The following is a 19,966-nucleotide window of genomic DNA, read 5'->3' as shown; positions in this document are numbered from 1 at the left end:
TATGAATAGCGGCATGTTTGATCGAAAACTTACATATTAGTAGTGTGCAAGGACAAACTACTAGTGGAGGTCATGTTGATGTCAAATCGTGCTGTCGTGTATAAAAGTCCAGGTAAAGTAGAAATTGAAAATATTGGATTTCCAGACTTAGTGTTAAGAGACGGTCCCGGGGTCAATCCGTTGAACGTCGGGCGTAAATGTGAGCACGGAGTCATTCTGAAAGTAGTTGCTACTAATATCTGCGGCAGTGATCAACATATGGTACGCGGAAGAACGACAGCACCAAGTGGCCTTGCGTTAGGGCATGAAATTACTGGCGAAGTCATTGAAGTCGGCAGGGATGTAGAATATATGAAAGTAGGAGATCTTGTCTCTGTGCCTTTCAATATTGCTTGTGGCCGCTGTAAAAATTGTAAATCACAAGATACGCATATTTGCGAAAATGTAAATCCGGACCGTCCTGGATCCGCTTACGGTTATGTCGATATGGGCGGCTGGGTCGGCGGACAATCGGAATATGTGATGGTTCCTTATGCTGATTTCCAATTATTAAAGTTTCCAGATAAGGCACAAGCGATGGAAAAAATTCTTGATTTGGCCATGCTATCAGATATTTTCCCAACAGGATTTCACGGGGCATACAGTGCGGGAGTTACAATCGGATCGACTGTCTATATCGCGGGTGCTGGACCTGTAGGATTAGCAGCAGCCCATTCAGCGCAACTACTAGGCGCCTCATGTGTCATCGTCGGAGATATGAATGAAGATCGCTTAGCGCAAGCAAGAAGTTTCGGCTGTGAAACGATCAACCTTAGTGTGCATGATGATATCGGCGAACAAATAGCACAAATTCTCGGAACGCCTGAAGTTGACTGCGCCGTTGACTGTGTCGGGTTCGAAGCGCATGGCAACGGGCCTAATCGTGGAGAAGCACCTGCAACTGTTCTGAATTCTATTATGACCGTGACTCGTGCTGGCGGAAAATTAGGGATTCCAGGTTTGTACGTAACAGGTGATCCAGGAGCAATCGATGAAGATGCCAAATTCGGGACGTTAAAAATCCGCATGGGATTAGGATGGGCAAAAGCACATCATTTTGTAACGGGACAAACGCCTGTCATGAAATACCATGAGTTTTTAATGAAATCAATACTGAGCGGTAAAGCCCAAATTGCCAAGGCAGTGAATGCTACGCTTATTTCATTGGAAGAAGCACCACAAGGATACCAGACTTTTGATAAAGGCGCGGCGAAAAAGTTTGTCATTGATCCGCACGGACTAATAAAAAGATAACTAGTTATGTTGAGCTTATGATTCAAACGGAATCTCCAGCGAAGGTGCCTACTGGGGTAGCCGAAGCGATAAGACAAAGGAGGGATGCAGTTCAATCCCTCCCTAACAGTGGTTTTCTGTTTGGCTTATCGCGGGAGGCATCCGGGGAAGGATGTAGTTCAATCCTTCCTTAAGCGCCGAGCGGTGTTGGTAAGTGTTTTTATTGCAACTTATTATAGTTTAACTTAGATGATCACATCCACGGTAAAACCTCCGAGAATCGGAAAGCAAGCCCTGGATGCTTTTTAATGCTGTAACGACAATCAAGGGGGAAATCTTATATCAGCTTTCTTAGGTGAATTAATCGGGACGATGATCTTGGTCACTTTAGGTTGCGGTGTTGTTGGAGGGGTTGTGCTCAATAAGTCTAAATCACAAGATTCTGGTTGGATTGTGATTACGATGGGCTTTGGTTTTGCTGTAGCCATAGCTGTTTATGCGGTGGGTGGGATAAGTGGTGCCCATCTCAATCCAGCAGTTACAGTAGGATTTGCCTTGATTGGCGCTTTTCCTTGGGAGAACGTCCCAACGTATATTGTCGCTCAACTCCTAGGCGCTATCATCGGGGCAGTCATTGTGTACCTGAACTATTTACCTCATTGGGAAAAAACAAGCGACAAAGAACAAAAGTTAGGGATTTTTTCACCCACTCCAGCCATCAGAAGGCCACTCTCCAATCTAGTCAGTGAAATGATCGGTACGTTTGTGCTCGTCCTCGGCATATTAGCAATTGGTGCCAATGAATTCACAGAAGGACTTAATCCACTTATCGTCGGATTCCTCGTCCTTTCGATTGGTTTGTCATTGGGAGGAGCAACCGGGTTTGCCATTAACCCTGCACGTGACCTGGGTCCAAGAATTGCCCACTTTCTCCTACCTATTCCCGGGAAGGGCTCATCTGATTGGCGTTATGCCTGGGTTCCCATTGTTGGTCCATTACTCGGTGGAGTATTTGGAGCCCTATTTTATCAACAGGTGTTTAGCGGGGTAAATTCTGCGGCATTTTGGATTGTAGGATCAATTTGTGTGGTGGCTATACTAAGTTCCTATTTTGTAAACAGCAAAAGTAACAGTCAAGCAGCTTAAAATATCACTTTACCATTGAATATCCCAGTAAGGATAAACACCCTGTTGTTGAGTTATATCCTAAACAACAGGGTGTTTTCTAATTGAAATGAGCGTCTATACCGCTTCGGACTTATTCTTCGCCCTCCCACTCAACGTCAATACAAGTATCCCGCCTAACAGCATCGCAACACCCATCCACGATGTCACATTCAGCCTTTCACCAACCACAAGCACACTTAAAATAGCCGCAGTCAGTGGTTCAGCTAACGACAACGTGACCGCTGATGACGACGGAATTCGTTTCAACCCTACCGAGAAAAGAATGTATGCAATACTCGTCGTTGCAATCCCCAGATATAACACGACCGAAATGCCGCGCCCCGTCATAAGCCCTTCCGTTTCAAATAAAAACAAAAATGGAAATAGCATCATCGCACTCATTGAAAAGATAACTGCAACAGCAGGTACGGCGTCTACCTTAGCAAGTACATCTTTATTGACGAGGGTATAAAATGCAAACAATAAACCTGCTCCAAGTGACATCGCAACACCTACTGGATTGACGACGATTCCATCTTTATTTAAAAAGAGCAATGCACAGCCAATAATCGCAAGCCCTGTCGCTATCACCCATACCCGCGTAGGGCGACGTTTGACTAATAACCACTCAATCACTCCAGAAAAAACAGGAGCACTACCAATTGTGACCACTGTACCGATTGCCACGCCAGTTAATCTGACCGAAGAAAAGAATAAGTACTGGAAAACTGCCATCGAAATGGCTGCGTAAAGGGTAGATTTCCACGGCCAATTTCGGAAATCGATTTTACGCAGGATAAGTAAAAGTATAAGCAATGAAAACCCACCAACCGCTAGTCTCGATGCTCCGACTGCCAGCGGATGAATGGTTTGTGGCATAAACGTTTGTGCGGTACCCGTCGTCCCCCAAAGAATCGCTCCTAAAAGGACAACCAAATATGAAATTCGTTGCGACAAAACAATCCCCCATTTCTCTCTATACATTAGAAGATACCACATAATCTAATTTTTTCGTCAGCTTATTTCAATCCATTACACTTGCGCCTGTAAGTATACAATAAAGACAGTGCAGCGAGCCTTTCCACCTAATTAAAGCGGATGAATCATATAAAAAAGCCCGAGATACAAACAGCATCTCGGGCAAGAATATTTCTTATATAAAACGTACAATTTCATCCATTGGCAGACGAGAAGATCCGTATGCTGGAGCAGCAGCTTTTCCTAAGGCAATTAGTACAATTGGGAATTCGTTCTCTGGAAGATCGAATCTCTCAGCGAACTTCACTTTATCAAAACCGCCCATTGTTGAAGTATCATAGCCTTTTTCTTTAGCAATCAACATAAGTTGCATGGAAACAAGTCCCGCATCGAATGAAGCAATATTCATTCTTACTTCTGCTGAAACATTCGGATAGACCGCATGCGTATTCGCAATGGTACGATCTTTAATCGAATCATCCATATGTCCTTCTGCAACATTTTGTGTGTAGATTTGTTCTACTTTCTTATACGCATCGACATCGCCTAAAACCGCGATTACAACAGATGCCTCTTCGGCTTGGGCTTGGTTGTTAGCGATGCCTTTCAGTTCAGTCTTCACTGCTGCGTCTTGAATCACTAAGAACCTCCATGATTGCAGATTGCTTGATGAAGGAGCAATTGTAGCTAATTTCAGCATTTCTTCAATTTCCTCTTTAGCGATTGTAAAGTTCGGATCAAACACCCTCACCGATTTTCTTGCCTGCATAACACTATATAAATTTGAATTTGATGTTGTCGTCATTGTACTTCCTCCTTTTGATCAACTTACTATTAGTAAGTTGTTAGATATAACTTACCATTAGTAAGTTAATAATGTCAACCTTAATGATTCATGTTATGATGGATGAAAGATAAGGAAGAATGGAGGTTAGCCTTGTGGACCAGCCACTTAATTGCGAAACACCACCACATATCTGCAGTAATTTCCACGATACCATCGAATTTATCGGCAAAAGATGGACAGGGGTTATTATTTATACATTGATGTCCGGACCGAAACGTTTTCATGAAATCGTCGAAAGCATTCCTGGGATTTCAGATCGGTTGCTAACAGAACGATTGAATGAATTGGTCAAGGAAGGGATTGTGACCAAAAAACATCTTGACTCTTCCACTAAGAAAGTTGAATACGAACTAACACCAAGTGGCATGGCATTAAAAGAAGTTATGATTTCGATTAAAAACTGGATAGAAAAACGAAATATCCTATAAACCCAAAAAGTTAATGACAGCGCCATAACAAATAGACGAGTCACCAAAAACGAGCTATTCCTTTTACTAGGAATAGCTCGTTCTCTTTAAATAAAACTAAGTCGAATACATAAAGTGTTTAATTCCATAATCCCGCTTTTTCTAGTCTCTTTTTACCTTTAAAGGCTAGGACGATCGCTACTGCATTCATGATTAACATACCAGCAATCGCATATAACGCCCATGTATAGCTACCTGTCAGTTCAAAAATATAGCCATATCCCGGTAAAGCAACAACACCTGCGATTGCTAATCCAATAACAGCAGAAGCATAGATTTGACTGTATTCTTTATTGCCAAATATCGCCGTTGTGAGAAGAGGTCCTAATGTACCCAGTGATGCTACAACAAAACCGTAAATGGCGATCGCTATCTTAAACATCATTGGATTTTCAGGCATAAAGATCAGAATTCCGATTGGAACTAATCCTAACAGCATGGCGAAAATCGCCGTATTTTTCGCACCAATCTTATCACTTAATATACCAAAGGTTAACGCTCCGATTAACACACCGATCTGCCAGCCGCCCATTGCGTTCCCTGCGAACCTGATATCATAGCCTAATTCCATTGCAAATGGCGCAACATGTTGTCCAAAGGCACTAATCGACGTGATAAAGAAGAAGAAAATGAGTAAACCGTAAAATGCACCTGATTTTTTGGCTACTGCAGCTGTAACCCCTCTATTTGTAGTTGTTTGAGTAGAAATCTTATCCGTTTTTTCAACTTCCCCCACACCATATGGCTGTAAGCCTTTTTGTTTTGGGGACATTCTAAGTGTTAATAAAACGACTGGAATAACAACCACCATGACGATTCCACCTAAAATCATATAGGTACTTCTCCAACCTTCACTGGCGATTAAGTTACCCGCCATCGGTTGAAGAATGGCTCCAAATGCACCACCAGAGGCAACCATAATTCCTATCGCCAAGCCGTTATGCTTTTTAAACCAATTATTAATCAGCACTGGACCTGCTATTTGCGTAACAAAAGTCGAACCAATCGCCATTGGAACGGCGAACAAATACCAACCCCATACTGAATTCATGAATCCAAACATGGCAAATGACCCTGCTTCTAAGATTATACTGACCACTAATATCAGACGAATATTGTACTTCGCAATCATTTTACCCGCAATTGGAAGGAAAATCATTGTAGTAATGGAGGAAATACCAAAGTATAAGGATAGGCTGCCCATTCCAATACCAAGATCCTCAGTAACAGGTGTTAAAAATAATCCACCCGCAGTCATTATGCCGCCTTTTGCAAAACCAACCATAATGGTTAATCCTAACAGCACCCACCAAGCATAGTGAATTTTTTTCTTGTTGCTACTCATGATGTACCCTCTTTTCTCTGTTGTCACTATGATCCCTATACTTGTCCTAGAAGTACCTCTTTATTGATAGCCATCAGAGCATTCATGCCCACTTAGCTAACATCAACGTAATTTAATGGAACGAACTCATTAGCTACTACACGATTAATCGCACGAATAGCTTCTTTTGTCGCAACATAATTTCTTTGACCTCGCTACGCCTTTTCAGTGTAGCTTCTCAACCATCTAATTCTTACCCGAAATGGCATTTGTATTCTATATGCCTCATATGCGCATGGACCTTCCTTGCAAACAATTCCGACAAAAGTAACTTAACTGATTTACGGTTACTTTATGTAACCTAGAATAACGCATATATCTATTTGTGTCAATAATATGTCCGACACTATTTCAGGGATATAAAAACTTTATTTAGTAAGAATTGTATGATAAGATTGATAAACAAAAGTAATTACCAAGTTATTATTAGTTCCCAATACCATTAGGAGGTGTGTGTGTCATGACTGAGTTAGATCAAAAAAACGAAATATGCCATAAAGTAGAGGAATGCTATCATATCATCGGGAAGAAATGGATGGCCTTAATCATCTACACATTGATGAAAGAACCAAAAAGATTTAGTGAAATTCACACATTTATACCCGACTTAAGTAAGCGCATGCTAACTGAGCGTATGAAAGAACTTGAAGATACTGGGATTGTTATACGAAACGTTATTCCCGATCGCCCCGTTCGAATAGAGTATTCCCTTACGAGAAAGGGTAATGATTTAGGAACAGCTCTCCAGGCTGTCGAAGGTTGGGCCGAAAAGTGGCTGTAACTTGTAGACAAGACCATTTAAAATGAATTGACAAAAACCTTCAATCTCGAAAGATTGAAGGTTTTTATTTCCACTATAATTTTCATCACTTCACGTAGCTCATGTGCGTCAAACACCCCTTATTCTTTATAGTCCTCATCGTAAAGATGGCAGGCTACCCAGTGATTTTTCTTGTATTCCTGAAACTTCGGTTCTATATCGCTACATACCTCCATCGCCAACGGACATCTTGTTCTAAAACGACACCCACTTGGTGGATCGATAGGACTTGGTATGTCCCCTTCAATGAGGATTCTTTCACGCGTCCGTTCCACTTTAGGATCTACTATAGGAATGGCACTTAATAATGCCTGCGTATAAGGATGTAATGGCTTTTCGTATAGTTCGTCACTTGGCGCGATTTCAGCCATTCTCCCCAAATACATCACGCCTACACGATCACTTATATGTTTAACCATCGATAGATCATGTGCGATGAATAAATAAGTCAAGCCACGTTCATCCTGAAGCTTTTTCAACAAATTGACGACTTGTGCCTGAATGGACACATCTAGTGCAGAAATCGGTTCATCCGCGACAATGAATTCTGGGTCTACGGCTAAAGCGCGGGCAATACCGATTCGTTGACGCTGTCCACCACTAAACTCATGTGGATATCGATTACCGTGTTCACTATTCAGACCCACCGTTTCAAGCAATTCATTAACACGCGCTAAACGTTCGCTTTTATTTTTTGCCAATCCGTGAATATCAAGACCCTCTGCAATAATATCTTTTATCGTCATCCTTGGGTTTAAGGATGCATAGGGGTCTTGAAAAATCATTTGCATGCTGCGGTGAAATTTCTTTAATTCTTTTTTCGACTTCTTTGCATGAACGTTCTCACTATGAAATTTCACTTCTCCCCCACTTGTTTCGTAGAAGCGCATAATGGTGCGTCCAACTGTAGATTTACCACAGCCCGATTCCCCAACCAAGCCAAATGTTTCCCCTTGGTAAATATCAAATGTAATGCCATCGACTGCTTTTAACACACTCTTGCGGTCCACTTTAAAATACTTTTGCAATTGGTTAATTTCCAATAGCTTCTTCCGGTCTTTATCCATGAGCTATTTCACCCCCAACAACCGCTGATTCAGGTTTGTCCACTTTCGGAGAACGCTCATCTAATAACCAACAAGCTGTTTGTTGTGTTTCTGATAAACTTGTATACGCTGGCATTTGGTCTTTACATACTTTCATCGCATACGGGCATCTAGCTACAAAAGGACAACCCTTTGGGGGGGCAGCCAAATCTGGTGGGGAGCCGGGAATAACTTGCAATACTCTCCCCTTGTTATCAAGCCTTGGCATAGAACCTAACAACCCCCATGTATAAGGATGCCTAGGATTATAAAATATTTCATCGACATGTCCCGTTTCAACAATTTTCCCACCATACATGACAGCAACCCGACTTGCCGTATTAGCTACCACTCCAAGGTCATGTGTGATAAGAATAATGGCTGTCCCTGTTTTCTCCTGTAGATCCCGCATTAACTCCAAAATCTGCGCTTGAATCGTTACGTCAAGTGCGGTCGTTGGTTCGTCGGCAATCAGGATTTTAGGGTTACACGACAAGGCAATCGCTATCATTGCTCGTTGTCGCATACCGCCCGAATATTGATGGGGGTATTGATGGATTCTTTTTTCCGGGTTTGGAATTCCTACAAGCTGTAATAATTCCAAGCTTCGTTGTGTGGCTTCCTTTTTCGACATGCTTTGGTGCTTGATGAGTCCTTCTGCAATTTGATTGCCCACCGTCATAGTTGGATTTATCGAGGTCATGGGATCTTGGAAGACCATACTAATTTCTTTCCCGCGAATATCTTGCATTTGTTTTTCTGATTTCTTCGTCAAGTCTTCTCCATTAAAAAGAATAGAGCCCCTCACATATTTACCAGGAGGCATAGGTATCAAACGCATAATGGAATAGGCCGTCACACTTTTACCTGAACCGGATTCTCCAACAATCGCCAGCGTTTCTTTTTCATTTAATTCAAAAGAAACACCACGAATCGCTTGTACATCCGCGCCAAATGTTTCAAACGACACAGCTAAATCATTGACTTCTAATAATTTTCCCACGTTTCTATCCCCCCTCATTTGCGTTCTTTTGGATCCAGTGCATCCCTTAACCCATCTCCAATGACATTAAATGCAAGAATCGTCAAACAGATGAAAAACGCTGGAAAGAAGAGTTGATAGGGATAGTACTGAAACGCAGACAAAGCATCATTCGACATCGTTCCCCAACTCGCTTGAGGTGCAGGCACTCCCAAACCCAGATAACTTAAAAATGCTTCCGTAAATATCGCAGTCGGTATCGTTAATGTTAGCGTGACAAGAATAGGCCCAAACGTATTGGGGATTAAATGCTTAAATAACAGCCTAAAATTACTGGCGCCAAGAGAACTGGATGCCAATATATACTCCTCGGATTTCAGTTGCATAACCTGACCACGTACGATTCTCGCCATACTAATCCAGCCGGTTATAGTCATAGCAATGATCATCGTCCATAATCCTTTTGGCATAATCACCATTAACAAGATAACGACGAGCAAATACGGGACACCATACAAAATATCAGCAATGCGCATAAGATATTCATCCACTTTACCGCCGAAAAATCCAGCAACCGCTCCCCAAATCACACCGATGACTAAATCAATTAAGGAAGCCATAAGGCCAATAAATAAGGAAATCTTCGCACCGTACCACGTTCTTGCAAATACATCCCGCCCGAGATTATCTGTTCCAAACCAATGGTCAAGCGTCGGAGATTTGTTAGCATTCATTAAATTGGTCTTATCATAGCTTTCTCCTGAAATCGGAGTGCCTATAAAAGCCATAATCGCCAAGAGAATAATAACGATCACCCCTAATACAGCCAGTTTATTTTTCCTAAATCGACGCCAAGCATCTTTCCAATAGGATGTACTCCGTCCCACAATTTTTTCAGCTTCGGCATGATCGACTTCAAGTGCTTCGAAATCGGACTTCTTTAGTTGCACCTGTGTCATTATTGATTGGCCCCCTTTCCAGTTACTTTTATCCGCGGATCAATCCATCCATAAATCAGATCCACAACCAAAATTGAAACGAGTAAAAGGGCGCTAAAAAACACAGTAGTTCCCATGATCACGGTATAATCCCGATTCGTAATACTCACCACAAACTCATTGCCGAGACCAGGAATCGCAAATATTTTTTCAATGATAAAACTTCCTGTTAAAATACCAGCAACTAACGGCCCTAAATAGGATACAACCGGTAATATCGCATTTCGCAGCGCATGTTTGTATATTACAACACGTTGGGATAGTCCCTTGGATTTTGCTGTTTTTATATAATCTGCACTTAACACTTCGAGCATGCTTGAACGCATAAGTCGTGCAATAAAAGCAAGGGGTGTTGTCGCCAAAGCAATTGCCGGTAAAATGGTATGGGCAAATGATTCAAATCGGGCAATCGGGAGCGCTTCCAACTTAATCGCAAATATAAATTGTAAAATGGTAGCCATGATAAAACTGGGTACCGAAATCCCCAATATCGCGATAACCATGACCACATAATCCCCTGTCTTGTTATGCCTAACGGCAGCTATCGCACCAAATAACACCCCAAAAGCCAAAGCTATTAAGATGGCTTCTAACCCTAATATTAATGAGTAAGGGAAACTTCTTTTTATGATATCCGTCACTTGTTGCCCTTCATATTTAAACGAAGGACCAAAATCAAATTTGGCGGCATTGATCAGATATTTCACATATTGTTCGTGCATCGGATCGTTGAGTCCATACGCTTCTTTCATTTGTTCTTCAATCGCAGGTGACGTTTTCCTTTCAGATGTAAACGGCCCCCCTGGAGCTAATTGCATTAAGGCGAATGTGATTGTAATGATAAAAAAAAGAGACAGCAATATATAACCAATCCGTTTCAATAGGTACCTAGCCAAATGACATCACCTCCATAATCCATTGGATAATGTAAAACGTAAACCATAGGCGTGTGTTCACATATTTAACCCAAAAAGAGGGATGATACTAGTATCACCCCTATGAATCTTATACATATCGCTTACTCAATATAGCCCCACTTGTATTGAACTAGGCCCAATGGTGATACTTCAACGTTTTTCACATACTCTTTATTCGTCCATACGTTTGTATAGAAATAGACTGGTGCTAATGGTAAATCCTCCATAAAAATATCTTCCGCTTGACGCAACAACTTTTCACGTGCAGCCGGGTCTGTTTCTACTCTCGATTGTTTTAGCAATGCTTGATAATCAGCATTCTCCCAGTTTGTATAGTTGTTTCCACCGACTGTTTCAAAGATTTCTAGGAAGTTGATCGCATCGTTAAAGTCGGCGAGCCAACCCATCCGACCAATCTGGAAGTTGCCTGCACCCATAGAGTCCAGATAGACAGCCCATTCCTCATTGTGAAGCTCTACATTAACGCCAAGATTCTCTTTCCACATATCCTGTACGGCTTGAGCGATAGCCCCATGTGCCTCACTCGTGTTATAGGAAAGCTTGATCGGAGGCAATTCGGTTAGACCTAACTCTTCCAAGCCTTTCGCCAAGTATTTTTTTGCTTCTTCTGCATCATTATCATTAAAGTAGCCTTTTGCATTCTCTTCAAAGATCGAAGGTGGTACTAACGCCATCCCTGGTTGTTGTTCACCTTGTGTAATATTCGTTACAATGCCTTCACGGTTGATGGCCATTGCAAATGCTTTACGAATATTCGCATTGGTAAATGGTGCTTCCTTTGTGTTAAATGCGTAGTAATACACGCCAGCAAGTGGAGATATATTCAATAGACCCTCTTTCTTATATGCCGGAATGGCTGCCAAAGGGATGGAATCTGTTGGTGAACCTAACCAGTCCAATTCTCCTTGGTCATACATTTGTTTTGCTGTATTTTCGTCATCAATCATCAGCATCGTAATTGTTTCCAACTTAACGGTCTCTGCATCCCAATACTCAGGATTTTTCTTTAATACAATGATGTCTTTATGTTTCCATGTGTCCATCAAGAAAGGACCGTTCGTTACATAATTTGCGGATACATCATGTGCCCAATCTTTATTCGCTTCTACTACTTGGTGATTGACAGGGAAGAACGTATAGAATGCCGTTAATTCAAGGAAGTAAGCTGTTGGTTGCGCCAACTCGACGACTAATGTTTTATCGTCTTCTGCTGTAATTGCTACATCGTCCAAAGAACCGCCTTGTTCTTTTGCGGCTTCCGCACCTTTAATCATATACAATTGGTAAGCATAATCTGTTTCAGCGTTCGCTGGATCTAATACCCATTTCCATGCATATTCAAAGTCTTGGGCTGTTACTGGATCTCCATTTGACCATTTTGCATCTGGACGAATTTTGAACGTATACGTCAACCCGTCCTCAGACATTTCAGCAGTTTCAGCCATCGCTTCTTCTATTTCCCCTTGTTGGTTCACGCGCATCAAACCTTCAAACGTCTGGTTCAATACTGCACCAGAAGTTGTATCTGTCGCCAGACCCGGGTGTAGGGAAGGTGGCTCTGTTTTAATGTTTACATTCAACTTCTGTTCTACTACCGCCGGCTTTTCGACATTCGTATCCTCTGTTTTGTCATCTTCTTCTTTTTCTTTACTCGTCTCATTCTTGTCCCCACCGCAGGCAGCTAAAAATAGACTCATCACAAAAACCAAAGCTAGAAGTAATGACCACTTTTTCAATTTCATAAAGGACCTCCTCATACTTTTTTTGTCTTCTCGCAAACTGATGATTTCAATTTGCACCGTGAGTCACTATACTCTCAAATGATGATTGAATATTACAACATATTAATATTCTTTTACATTTATCGATATTTGTCATAGAAGCGTTGAGGGGTGAATATCTATATAAGTTAAAGTTAATTTGATACACCTTGCAAAGGTAACAGAAATGCCCATCACCCTAGTGGTACAACAAGGTGCAGAATACTACGGAGTTTTCTTACATTTCCTTCACACATATACAAAGTAAATAGACTATGATATGCTGTTATGCAGGCTTTTTGCCCCGTGGTTCGTAGACCATCCCACGATAAAAAACTAAGGAGAAATGAATAATGAAAGTCAAAACTCTAGCAACCAGCGGGATTATTGCCGCTTTGTATGTTGCTGTCACATTTTTAGTCGCACCATTTGGATTCACACTCATTCAATTCCGTATTTCTGAGATGTTCAACCATCTTATCGTTTTTAACAAGAAATATATTTTCGGTATTGTCATCGGTGTATTTATCGCTAACTTGCTCTTTTCACCAGTAGCGGTTGATATTATTTTCGGAGTATTGCATTCATTAATCGCTCTGTCTATTACGATTTTTACCACGAAATTTATAAAGGGAATCTTCAAAAGAATGCTAGTGAACACAGTCGTCTTTACGCTCCTGATGATTATCATCGCATTTCAACTTAGCTTCTTTGCAGATATTCCAGAATTTAATGGACTACCGTTCCTTATCATCTATCTAACCCTTGCAATCGGTGAATTCGTTGTCATGGCAGTTGGGATTCCACTTATGATGGCTTTGAACAAACGCCTAAACTTCAAAAAACTTATCTAAACGTTATTCAGTGCGTTATTGATCTTATCTATCCCCTCCATTTCACTTGCCTTAATTGAAATAGAGGGGATTTTTTAAGGAGATGTGTCAATTGTATATAACAATCGAAGAAGCAGCTGAGCACTTGAGTATGCCAGTCGGACAAATCCAAAAGTATGTGCTTGAAGGCCGTATTCGCTCCGTTCATGACGGTGAACAATTTCTCATTAACAAAGCTCAATTCGGTCTCTATTTTGAACAACTTAAAGCATTAAAACAGCAAATGGATGACTGGCGTAACGAACCCATTCCGGCCGATCGCGATATAAAAGATGAAGATTGAAAAACCGGCTAAGGACATAGATGTCTTTAGCCGGTTTTTCTGCTACTTCGCGAAATATAGGTATAATCGGGAACGAATAAGGGGAAACTGTTCTCATCAAATGGTTGCTTTCAAAACGTTTTGCTAGTATAGTTGGACACTGTCTCTAAATGACCAGCAATTCAAGGGGGAAGTATGAAGAAAATTTCAAATGTCTTTTATATCGCAATTGGGCTGATTACTTTAGTCGTCATATATGGCGCGTTATCACCCGCAAGTTTCGAAGCCTTCACGGCAAACGCCAAAAACTTCGTTGCATCACGGTTCGGTTGGTATTACATGTTACTCATGTCATTCACAGCCATACTCAGTGTCTATTTCATTTTTAGTCCATACGGAAAGATCCGTCTTGGTAAAGATAGCGATCGTCCACAGTTTTCAACAGTCTCCTGGATTGCCATGCTATTTTCGGCCGGAATGGGAATCGGGGTCGTATTTTACAGTGCAGCTGAACCATTATCCCATTTCGCAATCAATCCCGCGACGGAAGATCCCAATACGGATGCAGCTTTTAAAGAAGCTTTGCGCCAGTCTTTCTTCCACTGGGGATTCCATGTGTGGGCTATGTACGGAGTTCTTGCCTTATCACTCGCCTTCTTCCAGTTCCGCAAAGGGGAACCGGGATTAATTTCAGCAACATTGAAGCCGATCTTCGGTAAAAAGATGGAGGGGCCATGGGGCATTTTCATTGATGTACTTGCCGTTTTCGCGACATCGTTCGGAGTCGCCACTACGCTCGGCTTCGGTGCTGTTCAAATTAATGCAGGCCTGCATTACTTATTTGACGTAACCATCGGCATTAAATCACAGTTTGTCATCATTGCGGTCGTTACCGTTTTATTCGTCGCATCCGCCTGGTCCGGTCTGAGCAAGGGCATCAAGTACTTGTCGAATACGAACTTGGTACTTGCATTCGTCCTACTCGGCTTCATCATCATTCTCGGGCCTACGCTACTCATTTTCAATATGTTCACCGATTCACTTGGCGGCTATATCGCTAACCTGATTCCCATGAGTTTCGGCACCGCACCTTTGGACTCAACTGATCGTGAATGGTTAGATGGGTGGACAATTTTCTACTGGGCATGGTGGATTTCATGGGCACCCTTTGTTAGTATGTTCATCGCCCGTGTTTCAAAAGGCCGTACCATCAGAGAATTCATGATTGGTGTACTCGTTGCGCCTACATTACTCGGGACATTTTGGTTTTCAGCGTTCGGGACAACGGCGATTGATATCCAGAAAAAGGGCCTCGTTGATTTAACGATTCCTTCAACAGAGTTGACCATTTTTGAAATGTTTAATGTCATGCCCATGTCGCTCTTTATATCCATCTTAGCGATCTTTTTAATCGCTTCGTTTTTCATCACTTCAGCAGATTCAGCGACATTCGTCCTTGGCATGCAGTCCACGAACGGTTCGTTGACGCCATCGAACCCCGTCAAACTTACTTGGGGTATCATCCAATCGACAATCGCCGTGATTCTGCTATCTGTAAATGGGCTCACAGCATTACAAAATACCATTATCATCGCGGCGCTACCGTTTTCTTTCGTTATGCTACTGATGATTGTGTCGTTGCTGAAAGCTTTGAAAGCGGAATTAAAATTAATAAAACAAAAGAAATAATATAAGAAAGGGCTCCCTCGAACGAAGGAGCCCTTTCTTGCTGTCTAAAATCTCACGAAAAAAATACCTCATGAATTTCAATGAGGTACCTACTATACATGTCGAATTAAAAACCCTTACTAACAACGCTCAGCGCTTAAGGAAGGATTGAACTACATCCTTCCCCGGATGCCTTCGCTGGAGATTATGTGAAAATCATAGGTTCAACATATATAATTAACTCGTTACAACTACCGCTTCGCGTTTCCCAACGATCTGTAAAAGGTCTCCAACCATCGCACTTGCTGTCGGGTACATTCCCGCACCTGGACCAATGAGTGTAAGGGCCCCGAGGTGATCAGTGTCGACGATAATTGCGTTATCCACACCATCCACGCCATATAACGGATGTTCAGGTCCAATCAGGACAGGCCCAACGCTACCGTGTAGTGCTCCGTTTTCATCTAACGCAATATCGGCCACATGGCGATAACGTAATTTCCCTGCCGATGCATCCTTCACAGCTTCAATCGTTACGCCATCAATCCCGACAATCGGGACGTCTTGCCAATCCGGTTGCCTGCCAAATGACAATGCGCTTAAAATCATCAGTTTTCGGAATGCATCTTTACCACCTATATCATCTGTCGGGTCTGCTTCTGCGTAACCGAGTACCTGCGCCTCGTGAAGCGCCGCTTCAAATGGAATTCCCTCTTCCCGCATTTTCGTGAGGATGAAATTCGAGGTACCATTAAAAATCCCACGAATGCGTCGCACACGATCTGTCGGCAGCAAACCCGAAATCGTCCGGATAATCGGTACGCCACCTGCTGTCGTTGCTTCGTAACAAACCTGAACGCCGCGGAAAGCTGCATGTTTTAATAAGGCTGGCCCATGTTGAGCAAACATCGTCTTGTTCGCTGTAATCACATGACACCCTTTTTCAATGGCTTCCGATAGATAACTATAAGCCGGCTCTTCCCCAACAATCGCCTCAAAAACAACGTCGATATCGCCAGTTGCAAAAATTTCTTGGACATCATCCGTTATCCTAGTTCCCGGTGTGGCAAGGCGCTCTTTCGCCGTATCACGCACAAGAATAGATACGATATCGATCGTATGCCCTGTCTCTTTCTTAATCTCTTCTTTTCTTTCATTCAAAATCCTGTAAATGCCTTCGCCTACAGTGCCGAAACCGAGTATAGCGACTTTGATTGACGGCATATCGCCACCTCCATAAATTGTGTAATCATAAATCCCCATTTTTCAAACTCTGTCGAAAAACCTGCATGCCCATATTCTGTATTAATCAAAATATAGCTAGAATCTTCAACAAGACGTGTAAACGCCTGAATATCTGCCGTTGGATAAATCACATCATGCGTAAACGCGAGTGCAACTACTTTTGCCGATATTTGACGGGCAGCACTTACAACGCCACCCCGTCCGCGACCGATATCATGCGTATTCATGGCGCGGAGTAGTGTGTAATAACTATTAGGATCAATTCGTTTCACCAAAGCGGGGCCTGTATAATTACGCTCGTTAAAACCCGCATCACGACCAATTGCATGTAAACCAGCTCCGTACGCACCAAGCGTCGGCGTGACGGCCATTGGTATGAGAAGATCCATATCCTCTGCATATAAGATGCCCCATTCAAGTACCTGCATGCCCCCCAGTGCCGCACCAATAACTGCTCGCAGTCGCCGGATCCCCAACTCCGTCAGTGCCTTACGTTCCGCATGTACCATATCCCGGATTGTTACCTCTGGAAATAAGTCACCATACAATTCACCCGTAGATGGATTAACAGTTGTTGGCCCAGTTGACCCCTCGCAACCTCCAAGACTATTAAAAGAAATGACGGAATACTTGCTAGTATCAATACTCTTTCCTCGACCCACAAGGCCACTCCACCAGCCTGGATCTTCTGTCGTCCCGACTGTATACTGATTTCCCGTCAATGCGTGGCAAACAAGGACAGTTTGCGCCTCAGGTCTGCCTATTCTTTCATAGGCTAGCTGGACATTTTCCAATAGAATGCCCGACTCCAATCGTAGATTCCCAATGTTCACAATTCCTGTCCCCATGTTCGTCACGCTCCTTCTTTTTCATCCAATCCGTCTCACGCGATAACCGGCGCGGCCTTGTCAATCGCCTGCGCAAGATCCGCAATGATATCATCAATCGATTCAAGCCCAACAGACAAGCGAATCAATTCCTCTTTTACACCTGCATTTTCAAGATCTTCAGCCGACAATTGCTGATGCGTCGTTGAAGCTGGGTGAATAATAAGTGATTTTGCATCTCCCACATTGGCAACATGCGACCAAATCGTAACGTTATCAATCAACTTACGACCCGCTTCACGCCCCCCTTTAATACCGAAAACGATAATCGAGCCGAAACCATTTTTCAAATACTTTTCCGCGTTACTATGTGATGGGTGGTCTTGATGACCTGTATACGTTACCCATTCCACAGACGGATGCTGCTTCAAATAATTTGCCACTTTCATAGCATTTTCATTATGTTTTTCCACTCGTAAATGTAATGTTTCAAGACCTTGCAAGAAAGCGAATGCATTGTCTGGGCTCAGGCATGGTCCAAAGTCACGCAATGCCTGCACACGTAGTTTTGTCGCAAATGCCGCACCTGCCGCGTCAATCCCATAACGAAGCCCATGATACGTTTCATCCGGCTCAGTAAACCCAGGGAACCTCCCTTGTGTCCAGTCAAATTTTCCAGCGTCGACAGCGATACCACCGATTGACGTCCCATGTCCGCCAATCCATTTCGTTGCAGAATGAATGACAACGTCTGCCCCGTAGTCGATCGGATTCGAACCATACGGTGACGGGAATGTATTATCAATTAGCAACGGAAGTCCATTCTCATGTGCAATGTTGGCAACAGCTTCAATATCAAGAACATGAAGGCTTGGGTTGCCAATCGTTTCAGCAAAAACTGCTTTTGTTTTATCCGTAATAGCCGCACGGAAGTTTTCAGGATCTGTTGCATCCACAAATTTCACATTGATGCCATAGCGTGGAAGTGACACGGCAAACAAGTTATACGTACCGCCATATAAATTGCTTGCTGCGACAATTTCATCACCAGCGCCTGCGATATTTAAAATTGAAAACGCAATCGCTGCCATTCCCGAAGATAATGCAACTGCCGCCGTTCCCCCTTCTAGTAAAGCAACGCGCTTTTCAAACACATCGACTGTCGGATTCATAATACGACTATAAATATTACCTGGTTCTTTCAAAGCAAATAGATTTTGTGCATGCTCCGTGTCTCGGAATGCGAATGAACTCGTTTTGTAGATAGGTACTGCACGTGATCCCGTTACTGGGTCTGGCACTTGCCCACCGTGTAGTAGAAGCGTTTCAGGTTGAAGTTTTGTCATTGTCATTACCTCCAGTATTTTTTTAAGGTGATTGTATGCGGAGGCGTCGGGGATATTTTTGGAAAAAAGAAATAACCCCCTTCGCTTAAGAAGAGGGTTATGCTTTCGCTTATTCCTCCTCTTATCTTTCAGACCGTTTGCACGAATCTGTAGGAAGTAGCACCTGTGCAAGTTGGTCACTTGCCGGTTGCCGGGCATCGCAGGGCCTAGTCCCTCCGCCGCTCTTGATAAGAGTTTGATAGATTTAGTTTTTCATCTTGTGGAGTAGTATAGGTGAATTCCCAATACAATGTCAAGTGTTTATTGAAAATCTTTTCTGAAACTTATATTTAATTCAAAATGCTATAATTTAAGTAATCATTCATTTGGAGGAATTGTTATGTGGTTGTGGATTGTAAGCGTCATTATTTTGGGCTATGCAATTGGATGCCTGCATGGTTCGGTTGTTGCACAGATGATTTCAGGCATTAATCTAAAAGAAACTGGGGTTAAAAATGCGGGCGCTTCGAACGCCACAATTGTGCTAGGGAAAAAGTTTGGTGCGCTCGTTGCAGCGATAGACATCGGAAAAGGTGTACTGGCTATAATACTTGCACACAGAATCGTAGTAAACGCAGGATTGCCGACCGATCAGATTTCATTGTTATTATTCGCCGCAGGTGCCGCAACGGTCATTGGGCATAACTTTCCTTTTTACATGCAGTTCAATGGCGGTAAAGGAACGGCGACTATCATTGGCGTGCTCCTTGCCCTTGATTGGCGCTTCGGACTCGTTGCATTTACGTTGTTGGTTATTGTAGCGATTGTGACAGATTTTCTTGTGTTCGGAGTTCTAATGCTATATGTGACATTCTTCGCCCTAGCATTTTGGTCAGACGGCTACTGGCCCGTTGTCGTTGCGACTTTATTATTCATGCTTGCCATTTGGAAACATATCGAGAATTTCCAGCGGATGAAGAACGGTAGTGAAAAACGGGTGTTGGCAGTATTTAAAAAGAAATAGTTAACAACGAAAAAATCGGTCCGC

At 42.6% G+C, this 19,966-nt stretch carries 19 protein-coding genes and 2 riboswitches; of the genes, 8 read left to right on the top strand and 11 right to left on the bottom strand.

The features are described 5' to 3' along the window. Positions 1 to 72 precede the first annotated feature (72 nt). On the top strand, positions 73 to 1,293 hold the full coding sequence (gene fdhA, locus ACIQ0H_RS07015) for a formaldehyde dehydrogenase, glutathione-independent (RefSeq protein ID WP_403413435.1): 1,221 nt from the start codon (positions 73 to 75) through the stop codon (positions 1,291 to 1,293). A gap of 318 nt (positions 1,294 to 1,611) precedes the next feature. Then, a complete protein-coding gene (locus tag ACIQ0H_RS07010) occupies positions 1,612 to 2,418 on the top strand; it encodes an MIP/aquaporin family protein (protein ID WP_403413433.1) in 807 nt (268 codons plus the stop codon). A gap of 96 nt (positions 2,419 to 2,514) precedes the next feature. Here ACIQ0H_RS07010 and ACIQ0H_RS07005 read toward each other — a convergent pair whose 3' ends face one another. Both ACIQ0H_RS07005 and ACIQ0H_RS07000 read right to left on the bottom strand, forming a co-directional pair. Beyond that, positions 2,515 to 3,396 carry a DMT family transporter gene (locus ACIQ0H_RS07005; protein ID WP_403412790.1) on the bottom strand — a complete coding sequence of 294 codons (882 nt, stop codon included), beginning with the start codon at positions 3,394 to 3,396 and terminating at the stop codon, positions 2,515 to 2,517. 196 nt (positions 3,397 to 3,592) lie between these two features. Next, positions 3,593 to 4,222 carry a nitroreductase family protein gene (locus tag ACIQ0H_RS07000; RefSeq protein WP_403412788.1) on the bottom strand — a complete coding sequence of 210 codons (630 nt, stop codon included), beginning with the start codon at positions 4,220 to 4,222 and terminating at the stop codon, positions 3,593 to 3,595. A gap of 134 nt (positions 4,223 to 4,356) precedes the next feature. On the opposite strand from ACIQ0H_RS07000, the gene ACIQ0H_RS06995 reads away from it, so the two are divergent. Next, complete coding sequence (locus ACIQ0H_RS06995) at positions 4,357 to 4,692, top strand: winged helix-turn-helix transcriptional regulator (protein ID WP_403412786.1); 336 nt, start codon at positions 4,357 to 4,359, stop codon at positions 4,690 to 4,692. A gap of 118 nt (positions 4,693 to 4,810) precedes the next feature. On the opposite strand, the gene ACIQ0H_RS06990 is transcribed toward ACIQ0H_RS06995, so the two are convergent. Next, positions 4,811 to 6,076 carry an MFS transporter gene (locus tag ACIQ0H_RS06990; RefSeq protein ID WP_403412785.1) on the bottom strand — a complete coding sequence of 422 codons (1,266 nt, stop codon included), beginning with the start codon at positions 6,074 to 6,076 and terminating at the stop codon, positions 4,811 to 4,813. A 499-nt stretch (positions 6,077 to 6,575) separates the two neighbouring features. On the opposite strand from ACIQ0H_RS06990, the gene ACIQ0H_RS06985 reads away from it, so the two are divergent. Further along, positions 6,576 to 6,896: a winged helix-turn-helix transcriptional regulator gene (locus ACIQ0H_RS06985; RefSeq protein WP_403412783.1), complete on the top strand. Its 321-nt coding sequence runs from the start codon at positions 6,576 to 6,578 to the stop codon at positions 6,894 to 6,896. A gap of 119 nt (positions 6,897 to 7,015) precedes the next feature. Here the strand turns inward: ACIQ0H_RS06985 and ACIQ0H_RS06980 are convergent, their stop codons facing one another. From ACIQ0H_RS06980 to ACIQ0H_RS06960, 5 genes are all read right to left on the bottom strand, one after another. Further along, positions 7,016 to 8,002: an ABC transporter ATP-binding protein gene (locus ACIQ0H_RS06980; protein WP_403412781.1), complete on the bottom strand. Its 987-nt coding sequence runs from the start codon at positions 8,000 to 8,002 to the stop codon at positions 7,016 to 7,018. Next, positions 7,995 to 9,023 carry an ABC transporter ATP-binding protein gene (locus ACIQ0H_RS06975; protein ID WP_403412779.1) on the bottom strand — a complete coding sequence of 343 codons (1,029 nt, stop codon included), beginning with the start codon at positions 9,021 to 9,023 and terminating at the stop codon, positions 7,995 to 7,997. The genes ACIQ0H_RS06980 and ACIQ0H_RS06975 overlap by 8 nt, the downstream gene beginning before the upstream one ends. Before the next feature lie 14 nt (positions 9,024 to 9,037). Then, on the bottom strand, positions 9,038 to 9,961 hold the full coding sequence (locus tag ACIQ0H_RS06970; RefSeq protein ID WP_403412777.1) for an ABC transporter permease: 924 nt from the start codon (positions 9,959 to 9,961) through the stop codon (positions 9,038 to 9,040). Next, positions 9,961 to 10,896 (bottom strand): ABC transporter permease, encoded by a 936-nt coding sequence (locus tag ACIQ0H_RS06965; protein WP_403412775.1) that lies wholly within the window; start codon positions 10,894 to 10,896, stop codon positions 9,961 to 9,963. The genes ACIQ0H_RS06970 and ACIQ0H_RS06965 overlap by 1 nt, the downstream gene beginning before the upstream one ends. A 122-nt stretch (positions 10,897 to 11,018) precedes the next feature. Then, complete coding sequence (locus ACIQ0H_RS06960; RefSeq protein ID WP_403412773.1) at positions 11,019 to 12,680, bottom strand: peptide ABC transporter substrate-binding protein; 1,662 nt, start codon at positions 12,678 to 12,680, stop codon at positions 11,019 to 11,021. A gap of 318 nt (positions 12,681 to 12,998) precedes the next feature. Beyond that, a riboswitch (PreQ1 riboswitch) is annotated at positions 12,999 to 13,044 on the top strand. Positions 13,045 to 13,051: 7 nt separating this feature from the next. On the opposite strand from ACIQ0H_RS06960, the gene ACIQ0H_RS06955 reads away from it, so the two are divergent. The 3 genes from ACIQ0H_RS06955 to ACIQ0H_RS06945 all read left to right on the top strand — a co-directional run bounded on the left by ACIQ0H_RS06955 (position 13,052) and on the right by ACIQ0H_RS06945 (position 15,542). Beyond that, on the top strand, positions 13,052 to 13,552 hold the full coding sequence (locus ACIQ0H_RS06955; protein ID WP_403412771.1) for a QueT transporter family protein: 501 nt from the start codon (positions 13,052 to 13,054) through the stop codon (positions 13,550 to 13,552). A gap of 91 nt (positions 13,553 to 13,643) precedes the next feature. Further along, positions 13,644 to 13,874, top strand: a complete 231-nt coding sequence (locus ACIQ0H_RS06950) for an excisionase family DNA-binding protein (protein ID WP_403412769.1) — start codon at positions 13,644 to 13,646, stop codon at positions 13,872 to 13,874. 174 nt (positions 13,875 to 14,048) lie between these two features. Beyond that, on the top strand, positions 14,049 to 15,542 hold the full coding sequence (locus ACIQ0H_RS06945) for a BCCT family transporter (protein WP_403412767.1): 1,494 nt from the start codon (positions 14,049 to 14,051) through the stop codon (positions 15,540 to 15,542). Positions 15,543 to 15,758: 216 nt separating this feature from the next. On the opposite strand, the gene ACIQ0H_RS06940 is transcribed toward ACIQ0H_RS06945, so the two are convergent. From ACIQ0H_RS06940 to ACIQ0H_RS06930, 3 genes are read right to left on the bottom strand one after another with little or no spacing between them, the layout of a single operon-like run. Next, a complete protein-coding gene (locus tag ACIQ0H_RS06940) occupies positions 15,759 to 16,745 on the bottom strand; it encodes a homoserine dehydrogenase (RefSeq protein ID WP_403412765.1) in 987 nt (328 codons plus the stop codon). After that, the gene (locus tag ACIQ0H_RS06935) at positions 16,703 to 17,614 is read right to left on the bottom strand and encodes a homoserine O-acetyltransferase family protein (RefSeq protein ID WP_403412763.1); all 912 of its coding nucleotides are present in this window, start codon (positions 17,612 to 17,614) and stop codon (positions 16,703 to 16,705) included. The genes ACIQ0H_RS06940 and ACIQ0H_RS06935 overlap by 43 nt, the downstream gene beginning before the upstream one ends. Before the next feature lie 35 nt (positions 17,615 to 17,649). After that, the gene (locus tag ACIQ0H_RS06930) at positions 17,650 to 18,939 is read right to left on the bottom strand and encodes an O-acetylhomoserine aminocarboxypropyltransferase/cysteine synthase family protein (RefSeq protein ID WP_403412761.1); all 1,290 of its coding nucleotides are present in this window, start codon (positions 18,937 to 18,939) and stop codon (positions 17,650 to 17,652) included. Between the two features lie 118 nt (positions 18,940 to 19,057). After that, a riboswitch (SAM riboswitch) is annotated at positions 19,058 to 19,173 on the bottom strand. 145 nt (positions 19,174 to 19,318) lie between these two features. Here ACIQ0H_RS06930 and ACIQ0H_RS06925 point away from each other — a divergent pair. Continuing rightward, positions 19,319 to 19,942 carry a glycerol-3-phosphate acyltransferase gene (locus ACIQ0H_RS06925; RefSeq protein ID WP_403412760.1) on the top strand — a complete coding sequence of 208 codons (624 nt, stop codon included), beginning with the start codon at positions 19,319 to 19,321 and terminating at the stop codon, positions 19,940 to 19,942. Positions 19,943 to 19,966: the final 24 nt, after the last annotated feature.

The organism is Sporosarcina sp. NPDC096371 (assembly GCF_044762865.1).
GTDB lineage: Bacteria > Bacillota > Bacilli > Bacillales_A > Planococcaceae > Sporosarcina.
Note: the sequence above shows the minus strand (reverse complement) of the source record. Positions and strands in the feature narration are given on the sequence as shown.